A 17,843-nucleotide genomic window follows, 5' to 3' on the forward strand; every position below is an offset into this window, starting at 1 on the left:
ACAAGGGAATGCTGACGTGAGCAGTGAGCCGCACGGCGACACTGCCAGTGCGCGGCGACCGCGTTGAGCGCCTCGCAGCCGACCTCTGCGCGTCCCAGGGTGGTGGTCATCACCGGCGCATCGAGCGGCAATGGCCGCGCGACGGCCCTGGCCTTCGCCAGGGAGGGCGCCAGCCTCGTTTTGGCCGCCCGAGGCGCGGCCGCGCTAGCAGATGTGACGGCGGTGTGCGAGGCCCTGGGGAGCGAAGTTGTCGTCCAAGTCCTCGACGTGCGAAATTCCGGCGCCGTCGAGCTGCTCGGGACCGTCGCCATCGAACGATTTGGACGCATCGACGTGTGGGTCAACAACGCGGGCGTGCTCCAGTATGGCCGCTTCGACGAAACGCCAGCCGAGGTCGCCGAAAACGTTATTCGCACAAACCTCTTCGGCTACATGAACGGCGCACGCGTCGCGCTGCGCCATTTTCGGGATCGCGGCCGCGGAACGCTGATCAATGTGAGCTCCATACTTGGAGAGATCGGCCATCCCTACACGGCGGCTTATGTCGCCTCGAAGTTTGCGATTCGCGGCCTTACAGAGAGCCTGAGAGCCGAAGTTCGAGATCAGCCGCATGTCCACGTCTGCACCGTGCTGCCGGCGGCGATCGACACCGCGATCTACCAGCATGCCGCAAACTACACCGGGCATGCCGTCTCACCGATCTGGGCGCTCTATCCGCCCGAGGTGGTCGCCCGCGCCGTCCTCGACCTCGCGCGTCGGCCTAGACGCGAAATCTTCGCGGGGAGCTACGGCCGTGTCGCCGTGGCCGGCCGGCGAATTGCGCCCGCACTAACCGAGCACGCCGTACGTCTGGCGGCTGATCTGATGGAAGTTGGAGATCACCTCGCTCCTATCACGACGGGCAATCTCGAGACGCCGATCGACGACGGCCACCGCGCCGATGGTGGGTGGCGCAGACACTATAGACGTCGAGGGCGGGCGGCGGCGATCACAGGACCTCGCCGCCACTGTGGCGCTCGTCGCTCTGGCATCCGCCTGGCTGTGGGTTCGCCCTGCGAGCAAACCCTGACATATCACCTTGAGTCTTGGTCGCGCACCTTGCTTCGGGTCATCTCAGCTGTGCCCATTAATACGACAGGTGGCAAAGCGCATTCTCGACGTACACTCGACCGTGCCCCGTTGACAAGTCGAAGTGGACTGCGGGGGAGCCCGCCTGCCGGTGCGTATATGTATCAGAGGCGGTCGATCTCCACAGGCCTGAGCTGAACGGGAAACGACGATTGGAAGCAATTGGCGACAGGCTGTTCGAGATCGTCGCGCGTACTCGGGATGAGGTCGTGATGGGTCCCATGAGCGACCCGGCCGAAGCCCGACTGAAAGCGGGCGTCACCCGATATTTCACGGCCGTCGCCTGGATCGCGGCGGACGCCGAACTCGCGCGACGCAAGTTACAAGGCGACAAGCCGAAGGCGTTCATGAGCGCCTTCCTCCAACAGATGCACCAAGAGGTTCGGTGCCTGCAGCTCGCGATCGAGCCAGGTTGCACCGACGACGAGATCTGGCGGATGCTCTTTGAGGACGCGGACCTCTACAGCCGAGCCTTGCAGGCGGCCAGGACCCAACGGTGCGAAGACGTGCCACTCGCTGCCGGGTTGCGATGGCTCGACAAGCGGTCGCTCTTCAATCTCGCGTCCGCCAAGGCTTACGGCGAGAGCTTCGCGGTCCTGACGATTGGGACCGCGATCCCGCCTCAGATCGTCGCTGTCTTCGAGATGATGCGCCTAGAGGGGACCGGCTCCAGCTAGGGGCGCAGCCGACCGCGGCCCCCCAGCTAGCGCCGCCAGCCAGTCGTGAAGTCGAGAGTCCGCAGCAGCGCGAAGGTGTTGCAGCTGGACGTACCGAGCGTGCGGCAGACGTCTGGAACCTTACGGTTCGCCCTTTGGCGGTTCGGGCTTGAGGTCTCGTTGCTGACGACGCAGCGCTCTTGAGGCGCGCGCAGCGCGTAGGCGATCAGGAAAGGGTCGCGACCGACCCGCTCCAGTTCCACATCGTTCAAGTCGGCCGCGTATCCGTCGTCGATGACGCGCTGGACGTCCTCAGGCGCGATCACTTCGTCGAGCACCAGCGCGCGTTTCACCTCCACGCGCTGCAGCCAGCCGTAAAGGAGGTCCTTCTCCGCATCACCCGTCCCGTCCCGCACTTCCTCGAAGGTTTCGAGGGGCATGCAGACCCGCCCCTGCTCCGCCTGGTGCAGCAGCCACTCCCAGAACTCCGGCACCCGGTTGATGGGGTAGTAGTTGTTGTGGGCGGTGATCAGAACATTCGCGTCGAGCAGGTAGAGCACTAGCCGGCGCCCCCGGCGACCAGCGGCTCCACGTTGCGCGGACGGACCCCAAGGACCTTGCCGGCCTTCGTTGGCGTGAGAGTGCCTTCATCCAGCGTCCGGCGGACAAGCTGAAGCAGCGCCCCGCCAAGCTTATGCCGACGCACGACGTAGTAGTTGGGACCGCCCTCCGAGGCGCGTTCTCGCTGGCGCCGCTCGTCACGATCCCTGAGATACTCGTCGCGGAACGCCCCGCTGACCGTCCGCCAGCGATCCTCTGTCAGGGCGCCCGACAGACGAAGTCGATACGCCACGAGGGCGCGACTGATGTGGCGCCCGTTCGAAAACTCGGTGATCCGCTGCTGCACGGCCGCGAGGTCCGCATTGCGCACATCGAGGCCGGCAAGCTCTTCGGCGGGGAGCAGCAGGGCGCTGGCGACATCGTTGCAGAAGCGCTCCATGCGCGCCTCCATCGACCCGCCGCTGATGCCAGTCTGGCCCAAGATTATGTGCGCAAGCTCGTGCAGCAGCGTGAACGCCCAGGCCGATTTGGCGTCCTGGTCGTTGATCACGATGAACGGCGCAATCTCGTCAGCCAGGGCGAAGCCCCTGAAGGCCTCCACGTCGATCGCGCTGTGGTGCGAGCCGAGATTGCCGATGAGCAGAACGAAAACCCCGGCGGCTTCGACCTGGCGTCGTAAATAGTTGAACGCGAGCTCGGTCGTGCGCTGAGCACGAAACTCGGCCAGGCTGAAGCTGATCGCCTCGCTAACGGCGCGCGCAACGTCGGCGACGCCGGCGTTCAAGGTCCGCGACGCGACGAAGCCGAGCGGCGAGGCGTCCTCGTCCTCCAGCAGCGCGCGCACCACCCCTTGGCGTGCGCGGATATCCCGAACGAGCGCGTCTACCGCCCCTGCGGCGCCCGCGCGCTGGTCATCCGGAAGCGTTCGGAAGTCCTCGCCCCGATCGGCTTTCGGCGGTGGCTTGGCAAGGTAGAAGGTGATCAGCGGCCGCCGATACACCTGCGCCATCTTCAGCAAGGTGGGTCGGCTGACCTCGCCCTCCCCGGCCTCGAGCGCAGCCAGCCGCTCCGCACCGGGCCCTTGGCGCGTGTCCCGCAGGCCGACCTTCTGGGCAGCCTCCGGCAACGCGAGACCGGCGGTCTCGCGCGCCCAGGTCAGAATGGCCGGGTTGACGTGGGTCATGGCGTATCCAAGCCCCGAAATGGTTGATGGGGCGAGAAGCTCCTCCAATTGAGCCTTAGCATGACCCGGCTTCCGCGCCTTCGGCTTCGTCCCGCGCCAGCCGCCGGTAGAGGGTCGCCCGCCCGCATCCGATCAACTTCGCGGCCGATGGCACGCTAAGCGAGCCGCTTCGCAGCAAGGGTCCGTAATGGGCCCACTGGTCGTCGCTGATCTTGGCCGGCCGGCCAAATCTCACGCCGCGCGCCTGAGCGGCCGTCCGCCCCGCGCCCGTCCGTTGAAGGATCAAGCTGCGCTCGAACTCCGCGATGCCGGCAAACACGGTAAGCACCATCTTGCCTGCCGCCGATGTCGTGTCGGCCCACGGCTCCGCCAACGACCGCAGGCCCGCACCGCGTTCGGCGATCTCTTCCGCCAAGGTCAGCAGGTCGCGCGTCGAGCGCGCCAGCCGGTCCAGCCGCGACACGACGACGACGTCGCCTTCTCGCAGGTGCTCCAACAGGCGATCGAGCTCGGCGCGCGCCCGCTTCGCTCCCGATACCTTTTCCTCGAAGATTTTCCGGCAACCCGCATCTTTCAGCGACGCGCGTTGCAGCGCGAGGTCCTGATCATCGGTCGAAACGCGGGCGTAGCCGAGCAGCATGCGGAAGAGTCCCAAAACTCGTCTCGATAGTCAATGCTTTCGAGACTGACTTTTGAGACACGCCGCGGCGGGCGCAGTCCCCATTCTCCGCCGAGTCTCGAAACTTAGGAGTTTCGGGACGTGGGCTCGCTAAACAAGAGACCTTTAACAGGGAATGTGGAGCGGAGGTCCAGCGGCGAGGGCTGCGCCCTCGCCCCGCAAGGGTCCGTGCCTCGCTCTGCTGCGGCCGCGCCGCCTCCCTTGCGGGGCTCACCCGCTCATTGGCGCGGGCCTAGTCCGTTTGCAGGACGAGGCCTGCAAACGCCGGCGAGATAGATCAGCGCCAGAGAGGCGCACCCTGGGCATGAGCGCCGGCGCGCAGCGCCGCGGCTCTGTCCTGCGCGGGTCGATATCGGCCCTTCGAAAAGGCAGGCCAATCCAGCGCCCAGCCGGCGCCGACCATGATTTCGGCGATGTCGCGGCCCCAAGGGTCGAGGCAGCGCGCCACCAGGCGGTCGTGCGAAGGCGGCCCCGCCTGCCGACAGGTGAGAGCGTGCGTCCCGGCGACCGCGGCCAAGTAGCGGGCCGCTGGAGGTCCGTTGGGCGTCGAGGCCTCAGGCGCGTCGATCCCCCACAGCCGGATTTTCTCTTCTCCGATCCAAAAGGTGTCGCCGTCGACGATCCGCGTCACCGGTCCAACGATTGGGCGCAGGGTTGGCAGCGGCGGTGCCTGGGCGCGCAGTCCGCCGGCGACACGTGGGCCTGCGAGGGCAAGGGCCACGGCCGCAAAAGCCAGGAAGAGGCCGGTGTTCAGCGTCAGGCGCGGACGCCGAAATCGTAGGAACCGGATCATCGAGGCTTGGCCCTCCGCTCCGGCGCTGATGCAGCCCACTGCCGGTTCCTGGGATTCTCGGCCGAAAACGCGAGGCTTTCCTCGGAAAGCCCCTTGCGACGGTCGAGGTCACGCTGACGGTTGTCCAGGTTCGAGGTCATAGGAACCAGCGACTTCAAGAATGACTTGTCGGGCGTAGCCCGACACCGATTGGGGGATGCCGGGTGGGAGGGCGCGTTAGCGCCCGGGGCGCAGCCGCGAAGCGGCGGAGCGAGCCGGCGGGGGCGAAGCCCCCCAAGAGGCGGTGTCTTGCCTCTGGTTTCAGCCACAGCGCCGTTAGAAGAGACTCTGTTAGAAAAGGAAGTTAAGGCGTTAAGGGCTGTGGAAAACTCGCCTACGCCCTGGTTTTCCTGGGATTTTCGAGGTGGCCGGTTCCTGAAACCCCGTCTCGGGGTTCCTGTTACCACGAAATTCGGTTCCGAATACACCGTGAGTCGCGGTTCCCAATCCCCCGAGTCCGTCGGTTCCTGAAACACCGAGTCCTGCGGTTCCCAATACCCCGAGGTCGCAGACGTTCGCTGGACGCCGAGCCCGGTTCCTAAAACCCCGTCACCGGCCCGCCGTGGTGGCCCGCCGATCGGTTCCTGAAACCCCGAGCGGGACGGGTGGCGGCGGGGATGTCGGATTTCTTGAGCTATGCGACAGCGGATTCGCTCCCGCAGGGCGAATCGGCGCCAACTCAGCGACTCCGCGCCAAGGGGCTGGTTCCTAATACCCCGAGCGTACCGGGCGGGACTCGCCGAATCGGACCGAATCGCACCCCAATCAGAGACTCCGTCCCTGTCGCCGGTTCCTGAAACACCGAGTCGGAAAGATCGACGCGCGAGGGCAGGGGCGCCCATGACCGCGAACCTCGTCAGCTTGGCATGACAGCGCGCTTGTCGCTGCAGGCGCTGGCGAATTCGGCCGGGGCGAAGCCCTTCTCGATCCAAGCGGACCACGCCTGGTCGAACGCCCGAGGATCCCGCTCGGCGTCGACCCAGGCCGCGCGGCCGTCTTCGCGGTGACGCTGGCCGGCGTCGGCCGCCCGGCGCTCCTTGACCTCTTCGGCCAGGAACGCCCGGTCGATGAACAGGACCGCGGGGCTGCCGTCCTGCGTCGTGGTCTCTTTCATGGCGTAGCGGGGGAGTTCGTCGGCGCGGCACATTTCGCGCAGTCGGAAGGTGAACTTCTTGAACGGCGACTCGCTGCCCGTCTTGATGTGCAGCGTCTCCATTTTGCAGACCCAACCCTTCGGCTGGTTGCCGGCGTGCTTGCGCGCGACGCGGTAGATCGCGCGCTCGATGCCGCCGGTGAGCAGGAAGTACTCGCGATCGAGGGTCAGGACATGTCCGCCCATGATCCCCTCGAGCAGCCAGTCCGGCACGCGCAGCGTGAGCGACTTCAGCTGTTCTGGATCCTCCGGACTTTCCCCCGTCACCCTCGATGTCGCCGAGGTAGTGGAAGGCGATGTAGCGCCGCTTGCCCGCCCGGATGTTGGTCTCGACTTCCGTGGTGCGCAGGCGCCGGATCGCCTTCATGAGCTCGACATAGTCCTGGCCGCCGGTGCTGCGCGCTATGCCGCGCAGCAGCTCGTAGGGCGTGGTGTGGATCACCGGCCGCACTTCGTTCCTGCCAGCGTCCTTCTGGGCCATGATCCGCGAGATGCACCAGATGAGGATGTCGGCGTCCCAGATAGTCGCCATGCCGTGGGTCGGGTTGGCGTTGACCTTGATCCAGAGCTTGCCGTCCGGGCTCTCGTAATGGATCGACTTGTTGCGCTTGCGCTTGGAGATCGAGAAGAACGGTCGCTCCATCATCTCCGCGCTGTCCTTGGGCGCGTAGTCGACCAGGTCGGAAATGAAGAAGTCGCGGATGGGATGAGGGTCTGTGCGCGCGCTCATCGCTCACCCATCGGCGCCTTTCCCGCCGCCTTCAGCACATGGTCCAGCCCCTCGCCGATAAGCGCCTGGACCGTCACGCCCCGCTCCACGGCGACGAGCTTCACCGCGCGCGCCAGTTCGGGCGAGAAGTAGCCGGCGATCATCGTCTTGCCGGTCCGGGCCCGGGGTTGGGGCGGCCCGCGTTCAGTGACGCGGGGGGCGGGTTCTGGGGCGCGGCTCATAGGCTCTCCGGGGGCGGCGTCGTGGACATGTGGACACCTCCACGCGTCCACGATGTACCGGAAATCCGAGTCGGTCGAGCCCCGGTGATCGAGAACCTGTTGCCGCGATGTTCCAGACTGGGACACCGCCTGAAAAAAGCCATGGCTCCGCTTGCCTTCTCATCCGGTGCGCCACAGGGTTGCAGCAGGCTTTCTGCCGACTCCCCCCAAAATAGCACTTGATACGCGATCCGAGCAGGTTTACTGTCGTATTTGTCGGGAAATACGACATTTTCCGGGCAAGGCACGCTGAAGGGCGCGCGGCTCGCGCTGCGCGGCGAAAGATGACGCTCGCGTCGAGATTGCAAGGAGCGAAGCGCGTCAGGCGCACCGGCGACGCGCCACCCCAGGGTGGCCGCAGCGTGCGCCAAGACGCGACGTTGATGATGCAGGCGAGAGGGCGTCGCTGATGGTCCTGGAGCTCGCCGCAGTCCTGGCGCTCGCGCAGCGGTGCGCTCCGACCATCGCCCCTGTGACCATGCTCAGCATCGTCCAGGTGGAGAGCCGCTACAATCCGCTGGCCATCAATGTGAACGGCGCGGCGGACCCGCCGCCGGCACGGACGACCGCCGAGGCGATCCGCACCGCCGAGATACTGATCCGGCAGGGCAAGAGCGTCGATCTCGGCCTCGGCCAGATCAACAGCAAGAACCTCGGCTGGCTCGGCATAAGCGTCGCCGACGCCTTCGATCCCTGCCGCAACCTCGCCGGCGCCGCCAAGGTGCTCGAGGCCGGCTATCTCAGCGCCGCCCGCAGCGCGCCGCAGCAGCAGGCGCTTCGGATGGCCTTCTCGGCCTACAACACCGGCGACCACAGCCGCGGCTTCGCCAACGGCTACGTCGCCAAGGTCGAAGCGGCGGCGAGCCAGGTCGTGCCGGCCCTGGGCCGCGCCTACGCCGCCCCGCCTGCGCCCACCCCAGCGCAGCTCGCCGAGGAGCCGCCGTCGCCAGAGCCGGACACGCCCGCCTGGGACGTGTTCGGCCGCGCGCAGGCCTCCTCCATCCTTGTGTTCGGAAGGTGATCAGCTTGAACGCCCTCCACCACGTCAAACGTGACCACGGCCGCCGACGCGACGTATGCTGGCCCCCTTGTGAGCTTGGGGGTGCAGCGTATGCCCGACGGGACGATCCGGGAGCGAATGCTGACGAGCCTGCGGCCGAAGAGCGGCAGGATTGTCGGCGTCCGGATCGTCGAGGCGACCGACAGTACATGGACCATGTACGTCACGTTGAGCTGGAAGACCGGCGAATACCTCGTCTCGGTCTACGGCTCACCGAAACCAAAGCGGTACAAACACTTAGCCGCTGCGGTCGCCCATTGTCGGGACGCGTACAGATACTACGGCCCGATAATTCTCGAAACAGAGAAGCAGGAGCCCCTCCCCCATGATGAGCTCACAAGCCATCAATAGTCAGGCGCCTGTCGCGCGGGTCTCGACCGCGCGCCGGGTCGGCGCACTCGCCTTCGCCACGATCGCCTTCACCCTCGGCCTGGTCGAACCGGCGCTCGCGCAGAACGTCGAAGGCCTGCTGCAGAACGTGCTGGATCTTCTCACGGGAAACACGGCGCGGCTGCTCGCCGTCATCGCCGTGGTGCTCCTGGGCATCGCCTGCATGTTCGGCCTCTTCGACTGGCGGCGCATCGCCATCGTCGTCGTCGGCATCGTCGTGGTGTTCGGCGCGGCGGAGATCGTCAACCTGCTGACGGGCGGCGCGGCCTAGCGGCCCGCGTCTCGCCGCGCGGCTCCGGGGGGCTGGCGCGCGGCGGGTGGAGATCCCCCCGTCATGGAAAACGACGAACGCATCACCGAAGACACCCTGTTCCTGGCCTGCACGCGGCCAGCCATGGTCCTGGGCGTCCCTGTGGAAGCCATGGCGATGAACGTGATCGTCACCGGCTTCATCTACCTAGTGGGCCATAGCCTGCTCTACTTGAGCGTCGGCGTGGCGCTGCACTTCCTCTTCCGCGCCATCGTCAAGCACGACCACAACGCCTTCCGCGTCCTCTTCATGTGGTTCGAGACGAAGGGCCGGGCCCGCAACCGCGGCTGGTGGGGCGGGAGCTCGCCGACGCCGCTGAAGGTGCTGCGCCGCTACAGCAAGAAGGACTTCCCCAATGGGTAACGCGGCGGCTCTCCGCGCCGCGCAGACGGCGCGCGCGCCCTCCGGCGTCCTGCGGCGTGAGACGGAGCTCGGCGGCGCCCTGCCCTATGCCCGGCACGTGACCGACTACGTCGTGGCCCTCGACAGCCGGGCCCTGATGATCTGCTTCAAGCTCGACGGCGCGTCCTTCGAGACCGCTGACGTGCGCGACATCAACGACTGGCATGCCAAGCTGAACAACGCTTGCCGCAATCTCGCCGATGATCGCCTGGCGATCTGGACGCACATCGTGCGTCGCGAGGATCGCGGCTATCCCGAAGGCAAGTTCCGCTCAGAGTTCGCCCGCCAGCTCGACGCCGAATACCGCAAGCGGGTTACCGGGACGCGGCTCTTCACGAACGACCTCTATGTCACCCTCGTGCTGCACCCCGGCCGCGACGCGGCCGAGCGCGCTGCGGCGTTCTTCAGCCGCCTGCGCGCCCGCGGCAAGGCTGGGGCCGAGGTGGATGAGGACGCGATCCGCACCCTTGAGGACAAGGGCCGCGACCTCCTCCAGTACCTCTCCCGCTATGGCGTTCGCCCGCTCGGCCTCTACGAGCACAACGGCCTCTGGTTCTCCGAGCCCATGGAGCTGATGCACCTGGTGCTCACCGGGCGGCCGCAGCGCATGCCGCTCGTGCGCGGTCACCTCGGCGACGCGCTCTACACGTGCCGCGTGATCTTCGGCCGCGAGGCCCTGGAGATCCGCGAGCCCGGCGAGGAGAAGTTCGCCGGCATCTTCGGGGTGAAGGAGTACCCCGCTTCCACGAGGCCGGGCCTCTGGGACGGCCTGCTGCGCGCTAAGTACCCGTTCGTGGCCACCCAATCCTTCGCCTTCCTATCGAAGGCCTCGGCGCGCGCCATCATGGAGCGCAAGCAGAACCAGCTCATCAAGGCCAACGACCGGGCCCACTCACAGGTGGACGGGCTCAACGACGCGATCGACGACCTGGTCAGCAACCGCTTCGTCATGGGCGAGCATCAGTTCTCGATGCTGGTCTACGGCGCCAGCACCAAGGAGCTGGCCGACAACATGTCGGCCGCGCGTGCGACGTTGGCGGACTCCGGCCTCGTCGTAGCCCGCGAGGACCTGGCGCTGGAGGCGGCCTTCTGGGCGCAGTTTCCGGGCAACTTCGGCAAGCGCAGCCGGCCGGCGGCGATCAACTCGCGCAATTTCGCCGCGTTGTCGCCGTTCCACACCTACCCGTCCGGCCGGCCGAGCGGCAACCACTGGGGCCCGGCCGTCGCCCTCCTGCGCACCTCTGCCTTGTCGCCCTTCTACTTCAACTTCCACGCCGGTGATCTCGGGCACACCTTCATCTGCGGCCCCTCAGGCTCGGGCAAGACCGTCGTTCAGAACTTCATGCTCGCCCAGCTCGAGAAGTTCGGCGCCCAGCAGGTCTTCATCGACAAGGATCGCGGCGCCGAGATCTTCATCCGAGCATCGGGCGGCACGTACCTGACCTTGAAGAACGGTGCGCCCACAGGCTTTGCGCCCTTCAAGGCGCTCGATCACACCCCGGCCAACCTCGTCTTCCTCTCCCAGCTGGTCCGCAAGCTCGTCACGCCGCATGACCGGCCGCTGAGCGTGCAGGAAGAGCGGCTGATCGCTGACGGCATCGCCGCCCTGCAGCCCATGGAGCCGCGCCAGCGCTCGCTCCTTGCGCTGCGCCAGCTCCTCGGCCAGCGCGACGCCGAAGGCATCGGCGCGCGGCTGGAGAAATGGACCCGGGCCGGCCCGCTCGGCTGGGTTCTCGACAACGACGCCGACCAGGTCGCCCTCGATGGGCGCCTGCTTGGCTTCGACATGACGGACTTCCTTGACAACGCCGAGGTCCGCACGCCGATCATGATGTACCTCTTCCATCGGCTCGAGGAGCTGGTGGACGGCCGGCGCCTCGTCGTCGACATCGACGAGTTCTGGAAGGCGCTCGGCGACGAGAGTTTCCGCGGCCTCGCCCAGGACGGGCTCAAGACCTACCGGAAGAAGAACGCTTTCATGGTGTTCGGCACCCAGAGCCCGGCCGACGTCCTGCGCTCCGAGATCTCGCACACGATCCTGGAGCAATGCCCCACCAAGATCTTCCTGCCCAACCCCTACGGCCAGGCCCGCGACTACGTCGAGGGCTTCGGCCTCACCCGTGAGGAGTTCCGGCTGATCCGCGAGGAGCTGTCGCCGGAGTCGCGGATGTTCCTCGTCAAGCAGGGGCACAACTCCGTGGTCGTGGAGCTAAACCTTGGCGGCCTCGAAGACGAGCTGGCGGTCCTCTCCGGCCGGGCGGAGACCGTCGAGCTGCTGGACCGCATCCGCGCCCAGCACGGCGACGACCCGGCCGTTTGGGGGCCGATCTTCCACCAAGAGCGACGGAGAATCTTATGAGAACCCGACTCATCGGGGCGGCGGCGGCCGTCTTCATGATCGCCGCGGGGCCGCCAGCCTCGGCGCAAATGACGGTGACCGACCCAGGCGCCTACGTGCGGATGCTGCGGCAGTTGAACGAGGCCCGCGCGCAGCTCCAGGAGCTGCAGACGCAGGTGCGCCAGGGCACGGAGCTGATTTCCCAGGGTCAGCGGCTTTACGACGACTTCAACAGGCTGACCAACGTCAACAGCCTCGCCGGCGTCCTGAACAACCCCGCCCTAAGGCGGTATCTGCCGGCCGAGGTCCAGGACACGTCGCGCCTGTTGAACGGCACGCTTTCGGACCTGGGCTCGATCGGTACGCGCGCCACCTCCATCCGAGACGCCAATCGCCTCTTCACGCCGGTGACGTCTGGGCTTTCCGCCGTCGAGCAATACTACCAGGACTCTCTCGTCAAATCGGGCGACCGGGCGGCTCGGGACATCGCCTTGGGCGAGAGCGCCTACAGCACGGCGGCTCAGCGCCAAGCCGGCTTGGACGAGCTCCGCCTGGCGCTGAACAACGCCAGGTCCGCGAAGGAGGTCATGGACCTCCAGGCCCGCATCGCCGCCGAACAGGCGCTCATCAACAACGACCAGATGCAGTTGCAAGGCCTCGCGATGATGCAGGACGCCGAGCGCCGGCTGGCCGAGCAGCGAGATCGGGAGGCGCGCGCTGCGATGTACCGTCAAACCATGAGCGACTATCGGGCGGGCTTCAAATGAGGGCGGTCGCGATAACTTTCGCCTTCGCGGCAGGAGGCTTGCTCACAGCGTGCCAGCCCGAGCCGCGGTCCGCGTCCTACTTCGAAGCAAACGCGAGCGAGAGGGCCGAGGTGGTCGCCGACTGCCGGCAAGGCACTCATCGCGGCGAGGAGTGCAAAAACGCTCAGTTCGCCGCTGAGAAGGCGGCCCGGCAGAAAACGATGAACGACTACAGGAGCGGCTTCTAGCCGCCGAGCGCCATGCCAGCAGCCGTCTTCCAGCCCGCTTACGACTATGTAGATTCTCGGCTCGAGGCTGTCCTAACGGATGGCCTTGGCAACGTGATCGCTCAAGTAGCCGGCCCGCTACGCGTGGCGCTCATCCTGTACATCGTGCTTTGGGCGTACTCGGTCCTCGCCGGGCGGATCACTGAGCCCGTCATGGACGGTGTTCTCAGGTTAGTGAAACTCTGCTTCATCTATGCCGTCGCAACGACCGTCGCCTATAATACCTACGTCACGGGGCCTCTATTTGAGGACCTGCCGAACTGGCTCGCTAAAGCCATCAGCGGCAGCGGCGCCCCAAGCGTTGGGGCCGCCTTCGACAGCTTCTTCAATCGGGGTGGCTACCTCGCCACCAAGATCTTCAACAGCGCCACGCTGACTGATCCCGGTCCCTACGTCACCGGAGCAGTTGTCTGGGTCGTCACGGCGCTGACCGCCGCACTCGGCTTCGGCATCGTCATGCTCGCGAAGGTCGCGCTCGCAGTCTTGGTTGCGCTCGGCCCGATCTTCATCGCGTGCCTCGTATTCGAGGCATCGCGAATGTTCTTCTACGGCTGGCTGAAGCAGGGCGTGAACTACCTGATCCTGTTCGCCCTCATCATCACCGTTTTCCAGATCATCCTCGCACTCGTCGAGGGTCAATGGGGCAACATTGATGGCCAGGCGGACCCCACGGCGGCCGGGCTGTTGTTCATCGCCTTGTGCTTGCTAGGCGCGATCTTCTTCCTTCAGACGCCCAACATCGCGGCGGGCATCGCGGGGGTGCCGCCGCCGGCATCGGTGACTTCGCCAACGCGGCGCGGAGCGCGTTCGGCGGGCAATCCACGGCGCCCGCCAGCGCTGGCAGAGGGCCACGTGGCGGAGGCGGCGGCTCCGTCCGCCCCGCCGCCAGCGCCGGCAACGGCCACCCTCGCCGATGACACTTTCCCCTCGTCCCTCAGGAGACCAGCACGTGTTGCGTACACTGACCCTGACGGCCTGCGCGTTCGCCCTGGTGGGCTGTTCGACCACCAGCACGTCCAAGCCCAAGTCCTGCGACGGCCATAGCCGCCGGCCCGTCAACATCTACGGCTCGATCCTCCCGGGTTCGCCCGTGCCGGCGAAGACTGCGCCGGTCCCCGCTCCGCCCACCCCCGGCCCGAATGGCAAGCCGGCCAAGCCGACGAAGAGCACGACCGCGCCGGCGCCCACCGTGCCCGGCGTGGTTCCTAAAACCCCGACTGCTGGCCTGGCTCGCCCCGCCGCGAAGCCACCCCGGGTCTCGGCCCTTCCGCAGGCCTTTGCGAGCTGCGGACAGGGAGCTCGCGGATGACCGGCGTGCCCGCGGACGATCTCAAGAGCTACTTCGAAGAAGCCCGGCGCTGGGACCAGGATCGAGTTCAGGCGGCGCATCGCTCAAAAAAGCTGGCCTGGACCGTCGCGGCCGTCGCGAGCGGCCTCGCCGTCGCCTCGATCGGCGCCGTCGTGGCGCTGGCCCCTCTGAAAACGGTCGAGCCCTTCGTGGTGCGGGTAAACGAGAGCACGGGTGCGGTCGACGTGATGACCGGCCTGAAGGGCTCGCGCGACGTCACCTACAACGAAGCCGTCAGCAAGTATTTCCTCGGCCAGTACGTGCGGGCCCGCGAAGGCTACCTGCCGCCGGCGGCCGAGGAGAACTTCCGCTTCGTCTCGATCATGTCCACGCCCGACGAACAGCAACGCTGGGCGGACGCTTACCGGTCGACGAACCCGACCAGCCCGCAGGCGGTCCTCGGCCCCGATGGGGTCGCCACCGTGGCGATCCGCAACATTACTTTCATCAACCCCAAGGTGGCCAACGTCCGTTTCACTAGGACGGTGCGCAAGGCCCAGGAGGTCCAGTCGACTGATTGGATCGCCACCCTGACCTTCACCTATACCCAAGCCCCCATGCTGGAATCGGACCGGCTGCGAAATCCGCTCGGCTTCCAAGTCCAGAACTACCGGGCCGATCCGGAGATCTCCCAATGATGCGCAAGCTGCTCGCCGCCGCCGCTTGTGCGGCGCTGGCCGCGGCCGCCCTCCCCGCGGCCGCCGCCGACGTTCCCAAGCCAGGCCAAGCCGATCCGAGGATGCGCGAGGTCGACTATGACCCGAAAGAGGTCGTGCGGATCGTCGGGACCTTCCGCACGGCCACCCAGATCATCTTCGGGCCCGGGGAGGAGATCCAGCACGTGGCGCTGGGCGACACCGTCTCCTGGGAGGTGGCCGCCGAGAGCAACATCCTGTTCATCAAGCCCCGCGAGCGGGGGACGCCCACCAACCTCATCGTGACCACACGCCGGGGGCGCCGAGCTGCGCAACTACACCTTCGAGCTGACGATCCGCACGGGCCCGATCACCGCCAACTCGCCGGACACCTACTTCCAGGTCCGCTTCCGCTACCCCGAGGATGAGCGTCGCGCCGCCGCCCAGGTCCTCGCCCGCCAGGCCGGGATCATCGAGAAGGCCCGCACGGGCCTGATGCTCGACCATGCCGTCGTCGAGGGGCCGCGGAACCTCAACTACACGGTCCAGGGCTCGTCCCGCCTTCAGCCGTCGGAAGTTTCGGACAACGGCCAGTTCACCGTGCTGCGGTTCCCGGCCAATCAGGAGCTCCCCAGCTTCTTCACCGTCAACCCGGACGGCTCCGAGAGCCAAGTGCCCTTCGATGTGCGGGACGAGTTCGTGGTGATCCACACCGTGGCGCCGAAGCTTATCCTGCGGCGCGGCCGCGAAGTCCTCTGCGTCTTCAATGAGGCCGTCCAGCCCTACGGGGTGAACCACGGGACCTACACCGCCTCCTCGTCCGTCGAACGCACCACCCGCAACCCGGGACAATAAACCATGAGCGACACTCACGATCCCGGCGCGCCGCGCCGCCCCGAAGACGACGTCCGCCGTGACGAGGCTGGCGATCCTTTCCTGCGGCGCCGCGCGCCGGACGAGTCGAACGTCCCGCCCGAGTACCGTGAGCCGGACAGGGGCGCCGGCGTGCCCGGGGAGCGCGGGATCACCCCCGTGGCGGGCCGCTTCAGTTCCAACCAGGCCAAGATCGCCGGCATCGCCGCCATGGTGGGCGGGGCGTCCCTTCTCCTCTTCCTCACCTGGGATCGCGGCGACGCTCAGGACGCCAAGGATGAGCCCAAGGAGCCGGCTCGCCAGGTCGTGAGCTACGACCAGGTGGCGAAGACCCCGCCCCCCTCCCCTGCCGCCCGCGCCGACCGCCGGAGGCGTCGCGCCGGGCGTGGATCCTCTCACTGGTCAGCCCCTCGGGCCCGGTCAGGTCGTGCCGGCGCCGTCGCCATACGCGGCCGGACCCGCGGGCTCAGCCGGCGGGCCGCCGCGCGAAAGCCTGGCGGACCTCTCCCGCCGCGCGCCGATCCTGGCGTACAGCGCCTCCGGCCAAGGCCTGCCAGCCGCCGCCTATGGCGCCGCGACGAGGGGCCAGCATGGCGCAGGACGAGCCTGCGCCGCGCACGCCGACGGAGCTGGAATCCCTGCGCCGCGGCTCGGCTATCAACACTGCGCGCGCCAAGGTGCTCGGTGATCGCAGCTACATGATCCTCGCCGGAACGCAGATCCCCTGCGTCCTGCAGACGGCGATGGATTCCTCCCCTGCCGGGCTACACCACCTGCATCATCCCGCGCGACGTCTTCTCGGACAACGGCCGCGTCGTTCTGCTCGAGAAGGGCACAAAGGTCCTCGGCGAGTATCGCGGCGGTATGCAGCGCGGTCAGCGCCGGCTCTTCGTCCTCTGGACTCGCGCCGTGACGCCGCGAGGCGTGGCGATCGACCTCGCCTCGCCGGCGGCGGACGCCCTGGGCCGCTCGGGGTTCGGCGGCGATCTCGACAATCGCTTCTTCGAGCGGTTCGGCAGCGCCATCCTCCTCTCCCTGGTCGACGACGGCGTCTACATCGCCGCCCAGGGCGACCGGCGCGACTTCCAGAACACCGTGCGCGTCCCCTCCGACGTCGCCGGCGTCGCGCTTCAGAACTCGATCAACCTGCCGCCCATCCTGCGCAAGAACCAGGGCGAGGACGTCGGGATCATGGTCGCCCAGGACTTCGACTTCGCCGACGTCTACGGGGTCGCGGCCCGATGAACGCGGACAGCTCCGTCCTCGTCCACTACCTGCAGCCGCTCCAACGGCTGCTGGAGCCGGCCGACGTGACGGAGATCGTCATCAATCGGCCCGGCGAGGTTGGCGTGGAAGGACCAGGCGGCTGGCGCTGGCATGAGTTGCCCGACCTGTCGGCCGCCTGGCTCGCCACCCTCGCCAACGCCGCGGCCGCCTTTACGCGCCAGGACGTGAACGCCGAGACGCCGATTTGCTCCACCGTCCTGCCGCAGGGCGAGCGTTGTCAGATCGTGCTCCCGCCGGCCGTCCCGACCGACACCGTCTCGATCACCATCCGCAAGCCGTCCAGCATCACCTTCGGCATGGAGGATTTCACCCGCGCCGGCCTCTTCGAGGCGGCGAAAGCCGCCAGCGACGAGCTCGACGAGACCGAAGAGGAGCTGCTGCGGCTGCGCGACGCCGGCGCCTGGCCTGCCTTCTTCGAGTTGGCCGTGCGCTCGCGCAAAAACATCCTCATCAGCGGCGCGACCGGATCGGGCAAGACGACCTTCAGCAAGGGCCTCATCCAACTCATTCCTGAGCATGAGCGCCTGCTCACGATCGAGGACACCCGCGAGCTGACGGTGCCGCACCGCAATGTCGTGCACCTCATCTATTCGAAGGATCAGCAAGGCCTCGCAAAGGTCGCCCCGAAGCAGCTCTTGGAGAGCGCCTTGCGCATGCGGCCGGACCGGATCCTGCTGCAGGAGCTGCGGGACGGGACCGCCTTCTTCTACCTGCGCAACGTGAACTCGGGCCATCCCGGGTCCATCACGACGGTGCACGCCGATTCCGCCACCCTCGCCTTCGAGCAACTGACCCTCCTCGTGAAGGAATCCGAGGGCGGCCGCGACCTGGCCCGCGAAGACATTCGCAGCCTCCTCCACCTGCTGGTCGACGTCGTCGTCCAGATGAAGAAGGTCGACGGCCGCTTCCGGATGACGGAGCTCTACTATGACCCGCTTCGCAAGCGCCACGCCGGCCGGTAAGGCCGCCTTCATCGCGGCCGTTA

General features: G+C 67.1%; 21 protein-coding genes and 1 pseudogene. 15 read left to right on the forward strand and 7 right to left on the reverse strand.

Annotated elements, in window-relative coordinates:
* Positions 1–63: 63 nt before the first annotated feature.
* Both LRS10_RS23545 and LRS10_RS23550 read left to right on the forward strand, forming a co-directional pair.
* Positions 64–1,266: an SDR family oxidoreductase gene (locus LRS10_RS23545; protein WP_257839580.1), complete on the forward strand. Its 1,203-nt coding sequence runs from the start codon at positions 64–66 to the stop codon at positions 1,264–1,266.
* Positions 1,267–1,349: 83 nt separating this feature from the next.
* The gene (locus LRS10_RS23550) at positions 1,350–1,805 is read left to right on the forward strand and encodes a hypothetical protein (RefSeq protein WP_257839581.1); all 456 of its coding nucleotides are present in this window, start codon (positions 1,350–1,352) and stop codon (positions 1,803–1,805) included.
* Between the two features lie 26 nt (positions 1,806–1,831).
* Here LRS10_RS23550 and LRS10_RS23555 read toward each other — a convergent pair whose 3' ends face one another.
* The 7 genes and pseudogenes from LRS10_RS23555 to LRS10_RS23580 all read right to left on the reverse strand — a co-directional run bounded on the left by LRS10_RS23555 (position 1,832) and on the right by LRS10_RS23580 (position 7,143).
* Positions 1,832–2,344: a DUF4411 family protein gene (locus LRS10_RS23555; protein ID WP_257839582.1), complete on the reverse strand. Its 513-nt coding sequence runs from the start codon at positions 2,342–2,344 to the stop codon at positions 1,832–1,834.
* Entirely contained in the window at positions 2,344–3,528 is a 1,185-nt protein-coding gene (locus tag LRS10_RS23560) for an ImmA/IrrE family metallo-endopeptidase (RefSeq protein ID WP_257839583.1), read from the reverse strand. Before LRS10_RS23560 ends, LRS10_RS23555 begins: the two co-directional genes overlap by 1 nt.
* 55 nt (positions 3,529–3,583) lie before the next feature.
* A complete protein-coding gene (locus LRS10_RS23565; RefSeq protein WP_257839584.1) occupies positions 3,584–4,168 on the reverse strand; it encodes a recombinase family protein in 585 nt (194 codons plus the stop codon).
* Positions 4,169–4,484: 316 nt separating this feature from the next.
* The gene (locus LRS10_RS23570) at positions 4,485–5,000 is read right to left on the reverse strand and encodes a thermonuclease family protein (protein WP_257839585.1); all 516 of its coding nucleotides are present in this window, start codon (positions 4,998–5,000) and stop codon (positions 4,485–4,487) included.
* 895 nt (positions 5,001–5,895) lie between these two features.
* The gene (locus LRS10_RS23575; protein ID WP_257839586.1) at positions 5,896–6,459 is read right to left on the reverse strand and encodes a replication initiator protein A; all 564 of its coding nucleotides are present in this window, start codon (positions 6,457–6,459) and stop codon (positions 5,896–5,898) included.
* 28 nt (positions 6,460–6,487) lie between these two features.
* Positions 6,488–6,922: pseudogene (locus LRS10_RS25550) on the reverse strand (replication initiator protein A); the annotation flags it as partial.
* A complete protein-coding gene (locus tag LRS10_RS23580; RefSeq protein WP_257839587.1) occupies positions 6,919–7,143 on the reverse strand; it encodes a ribbon-helix-helix domain-containing protein in 225 nt (74 codons plus the stop codon). The gene LRS10_RS23580 and the pseudogene LRS10_RS25550, both read right to left, overlap by 4 nt.
* 448 nt (positions 7,144–7,591) lie before the next feature.
* On the opposite strand from LRS10_RS23580, the gene LRS10_RS23585 reads away from it, so the two are divergent.
* From LRS10_RS23585 to virB11, 13 genes are all read left to right on the forward strand, one after another.
* The gene (locus LRS10_RS23585; RefSeq protein ID WP_257839588.1) at positions 7,592–8,203 is read left to right on the forward strand and encodes a lytic transglycosylase domain-containing protein; all 612 of its coding nucleotides are present in this window, start codon (positions 7,592–7,594) and stop codon (positions 8,201–8,203) included.
* A gap of 30 nt (positions 8,204–8,233) precedes the next feature.
* Positions 8,234–8,593, forward strand: coding sequence for a hypothetical protein (locus LRS10_RS23590; protein ID WP_257839589.1), 360 nt, complete (start codon positions 8,234–8,236; stop codon positions 8,591–8,593).
* Positions 8,571–8,903: a TrbC/VirB2 family protein gene (locus LRS10_RS23595; RefSeq protein ID WP_257839590.1), complete on the forward strand. Its 333-nt coding sequence runs from the start codon at positions 8,571–8,573 to the stop codon at positions 8,901–8,903. The genes LRS10_RS23590 and LRS10_RS23595 overlap by 23 nt, the downstream gene beginning before the upstream one ends.
* 63 nt (positions 8,904–8,966) lie before the next feature.
* Positions 8,967–9,305, forward strand: a complete 339-nt coding sequence (locus tag LRS10_RS23600; RefSeq protein ID WP_257839591.1) for a type IV secretion system protein VirB3 — start codon at positions 8,967–8,969, stop codon at positions 9,303–9,305.
* The gene (locus LRS10_RS23605; RefSeq protein ID WP_257839592.1) at positions 9,298–11,703 is read left to right on the forward strand and encodes a VirB4 family type IV secretion/conjugal transfer ATPase; all 2,406 of its coding nucleotides are present in this window, start codon (positions 9,298–9,300) and stop codon (positions 11,701–11,703) included. The genes LRS10_RS23600 and LRS10_RS23605 overlap by 8 nt, the downstream gene beginning before the upstream one ends.
* Positions 11,700–12,449 carry a type IV secretion system protein gene (locus tag LRS10_RS23610; RefSeq protein ID WP_257839593.1) on the forward strand — a complete coding sequence of 250 codons (750 nt, stop codon included), beginning with the start codon at positions 11,700–11,702 and terminating at the stop codon, positions 12,447–12,449. Before LRS10_RS23605 ends, LRS10_RS23610 begins: the two co-directional genes overlap by 4 nt.
* A complete protein-coding gene (locus LRS10_RS25555) occupies positions 12,446–12,676 on the forward strand; it encodes an EexN family lipoprotein (protein ID WP_374571454.1) in 231 nt (76 codons plus the stop codon). Before LRS10_RS23610 ends, LRS10_RS25555 begins: the two co-directional genes overlap by 4 nt.
* A 123-nt stretch (positions 12,677–12,799) precedes the next feature.
* Complete coding sequence (locus LRS10_RS23615) at positions 12,800–13,759, forward strand: type IV secretion system protein (protein ID WP_257839594.1); 960 nt, start codon at positions 12,800–12,802, stop codon at positions 13,757–13,759.
* Between the two features lie 261 nt (positions 13,760–14,020).
* Entirely contained in the window at positions 14,021–14,701 is a 681-nt protein-coding gene (locus LRS10_RS23620) for a virB8 family protein (RefSeq protein ID WP_257839595.1), read from the forward strand.
* Entirely contained in the window at positions 14,701–15,126 is a 426-nt protein-coding gene (locus LRS10_RS23625; protein ID WP_257839596.1) for a TrbG/VirB9 family P-type conjugative transfer protein, read from the forward strand. The genes LRS10_RS23620 and LRS10_RS23625 overlap by 1 nt, the downstream gene beginning before the upstream one ends.
* Positions 15,068–15,553 carry a TrbG/VirB9 family P-type conjugative transfer protein gene (locus tag LRS10_RS23630; RefSeq protein WP_257839679.1) on the forward strand — a complete coding sequence of 162 codons (486 nt, stop codon included), beginning with the start codon at positions 15,068–15,070 and terminating at the stop codon, positions 15,551–15,553. Before LRS10_RS23625 ends, LRS10_RS23630 begins: the two co-directional genes overlap by 59 nt.
* A 774-nt stretch (positions 15,554–16,327) precedes the next feature.
* Positions 16,328–16,816: a TrbI/VirB10 family protein gene (locus LRS10_RS23635; RefSeq protein ID WP_257839680.1), complete on the forward strand. Its 489-nt coding sequence runs from the start codon at positions 16,328–16,330 to the stop codon at positions 16,814–16,816.
* Positions 16,813–17,820, forward strand: coding sequence for a P-type DNA transfer ATPase VirB11 (gene virB11 / locus LRS10_RS23640; RefSeq protein ID WP_257839597.1), 1,008 nt, complete (start codon positions 16,813–16,815; stop codon positions 17,818–17,820). Before LRS10_RS23635 ends, virB11 begins: the two co-directional genes overlap by 4 nt.
* Positions 17,821–17,843 lie beyond the last annotated feature (23 nt).

It is taken from the genome of Phenylobacterium sp. J426, from assembly GCF_024699945.1.
Classification (GTDB): domain Bacteria; phylum Pseudomonadota; class Alphaproteobacteria; order Caulobacterales; family Caulobacteraceae; genus Phenylobacterium.

Bases quoted from the DNA above. Each gene is read 5' to 3' on its own strand.
- LRS10_RS23620 (WP_257839595.1), top strand. From the start codon at position 14,021: ATGACCGGCGTGCCCGCGGACGATCTCAAGAGCTACTTCGAAGAAGCC.
- LRS10_RS23610 (WP_257839593.1), top strand. From the start codon at position 11,700: ATGAGAACCCGACTCATCGGGGCGGCGGCGGCCGTCTTCATGATCGCC.
- LRS10_RS23585 (WP_257839588.1), top strand. From the start codon at position 7,592: ATGGTCCTGGAGCTCGCCGCAGTCCTGGCGCTCGCGCAGCGGTGCGCT.
- LRS10_RS23570 (WP_257839585.1), bottom strand. From the start codon at position 5,000: ATGATCCGGTTCCTACGATTTCGGCGTCCGCGCCTGACGCTGAACACC.
- LRS10_RS23550 (WP_257839581.1), top strand. From the start codon at position 1,350: ATGAGCGACCCGGCCGAAGCCCGACTGAAAGCGGGCGTCACCCGATAT.
- LRS10_RS23565 (WP_257839584.1), bottom strand. From the start codon at position 4,168: ATGCTGCTCGGCTACGCCCGCGTTTCGACCGATGATCAGGACCTCGCG.
- LRS10_RS25555 (WP_374571454.1), top strand. From the start codon at position 12,446: ATGAGGGCGGTCGCGATAACTTTCGCCTTCGCGGCAGGAGGCTTGCTC.
- LRS10_RS23560 (WP_257839583.1), bottom strand. From the start codon at position 3,528: ATGACCCACGTCAACCCGGCCATTCTGACCTGGGCGCGCGAGACCGCC.
- LRS10_RS23580 (WP_257839587.1), bottom strand. From the start codon at position 7,143: ATGAGCCGCGCCCCAGAACCCGCCCCCCGCGTCACTGAACGCGGGCCG.
- LRS10_RS23595 (WP_257839590.1), top strand. From the start codon at position 8,571: ATGAGCTCACAAGCCATCAATAGTCAGGCGCCTGTCGCGCGGGTCTCG.
- LRS10_RS23605 (WP_257839592.1), top strand. From the start codon at position 9,298: ATGGGTAACGCGGCGGCTCTCCGCGCCGCGCAGACGGCGCGCGCGCCC.
- LRS10_RS23625 (WP_257839596.1), top strand. From the start codon at position 14,701: ATGCGCAAGCTGCTCGCCGCCGCCGCTTGTGCGGCGCTGGCCGCGGCC.
- virB11 (WP_257839597.1), top strand. From the start codon at position 16,813: ATGAACGCGGACAGCTCCGTCCTCGTCCACTACCTGCAGCCGCTCCAA.
- LRS10_RS23600 (WP_257839591.1), top strand. From the start codon at position 8,967: ATGGAAAACGACGAACGCATCACCGAAGACACCCTGTTCCTGGCCTGC.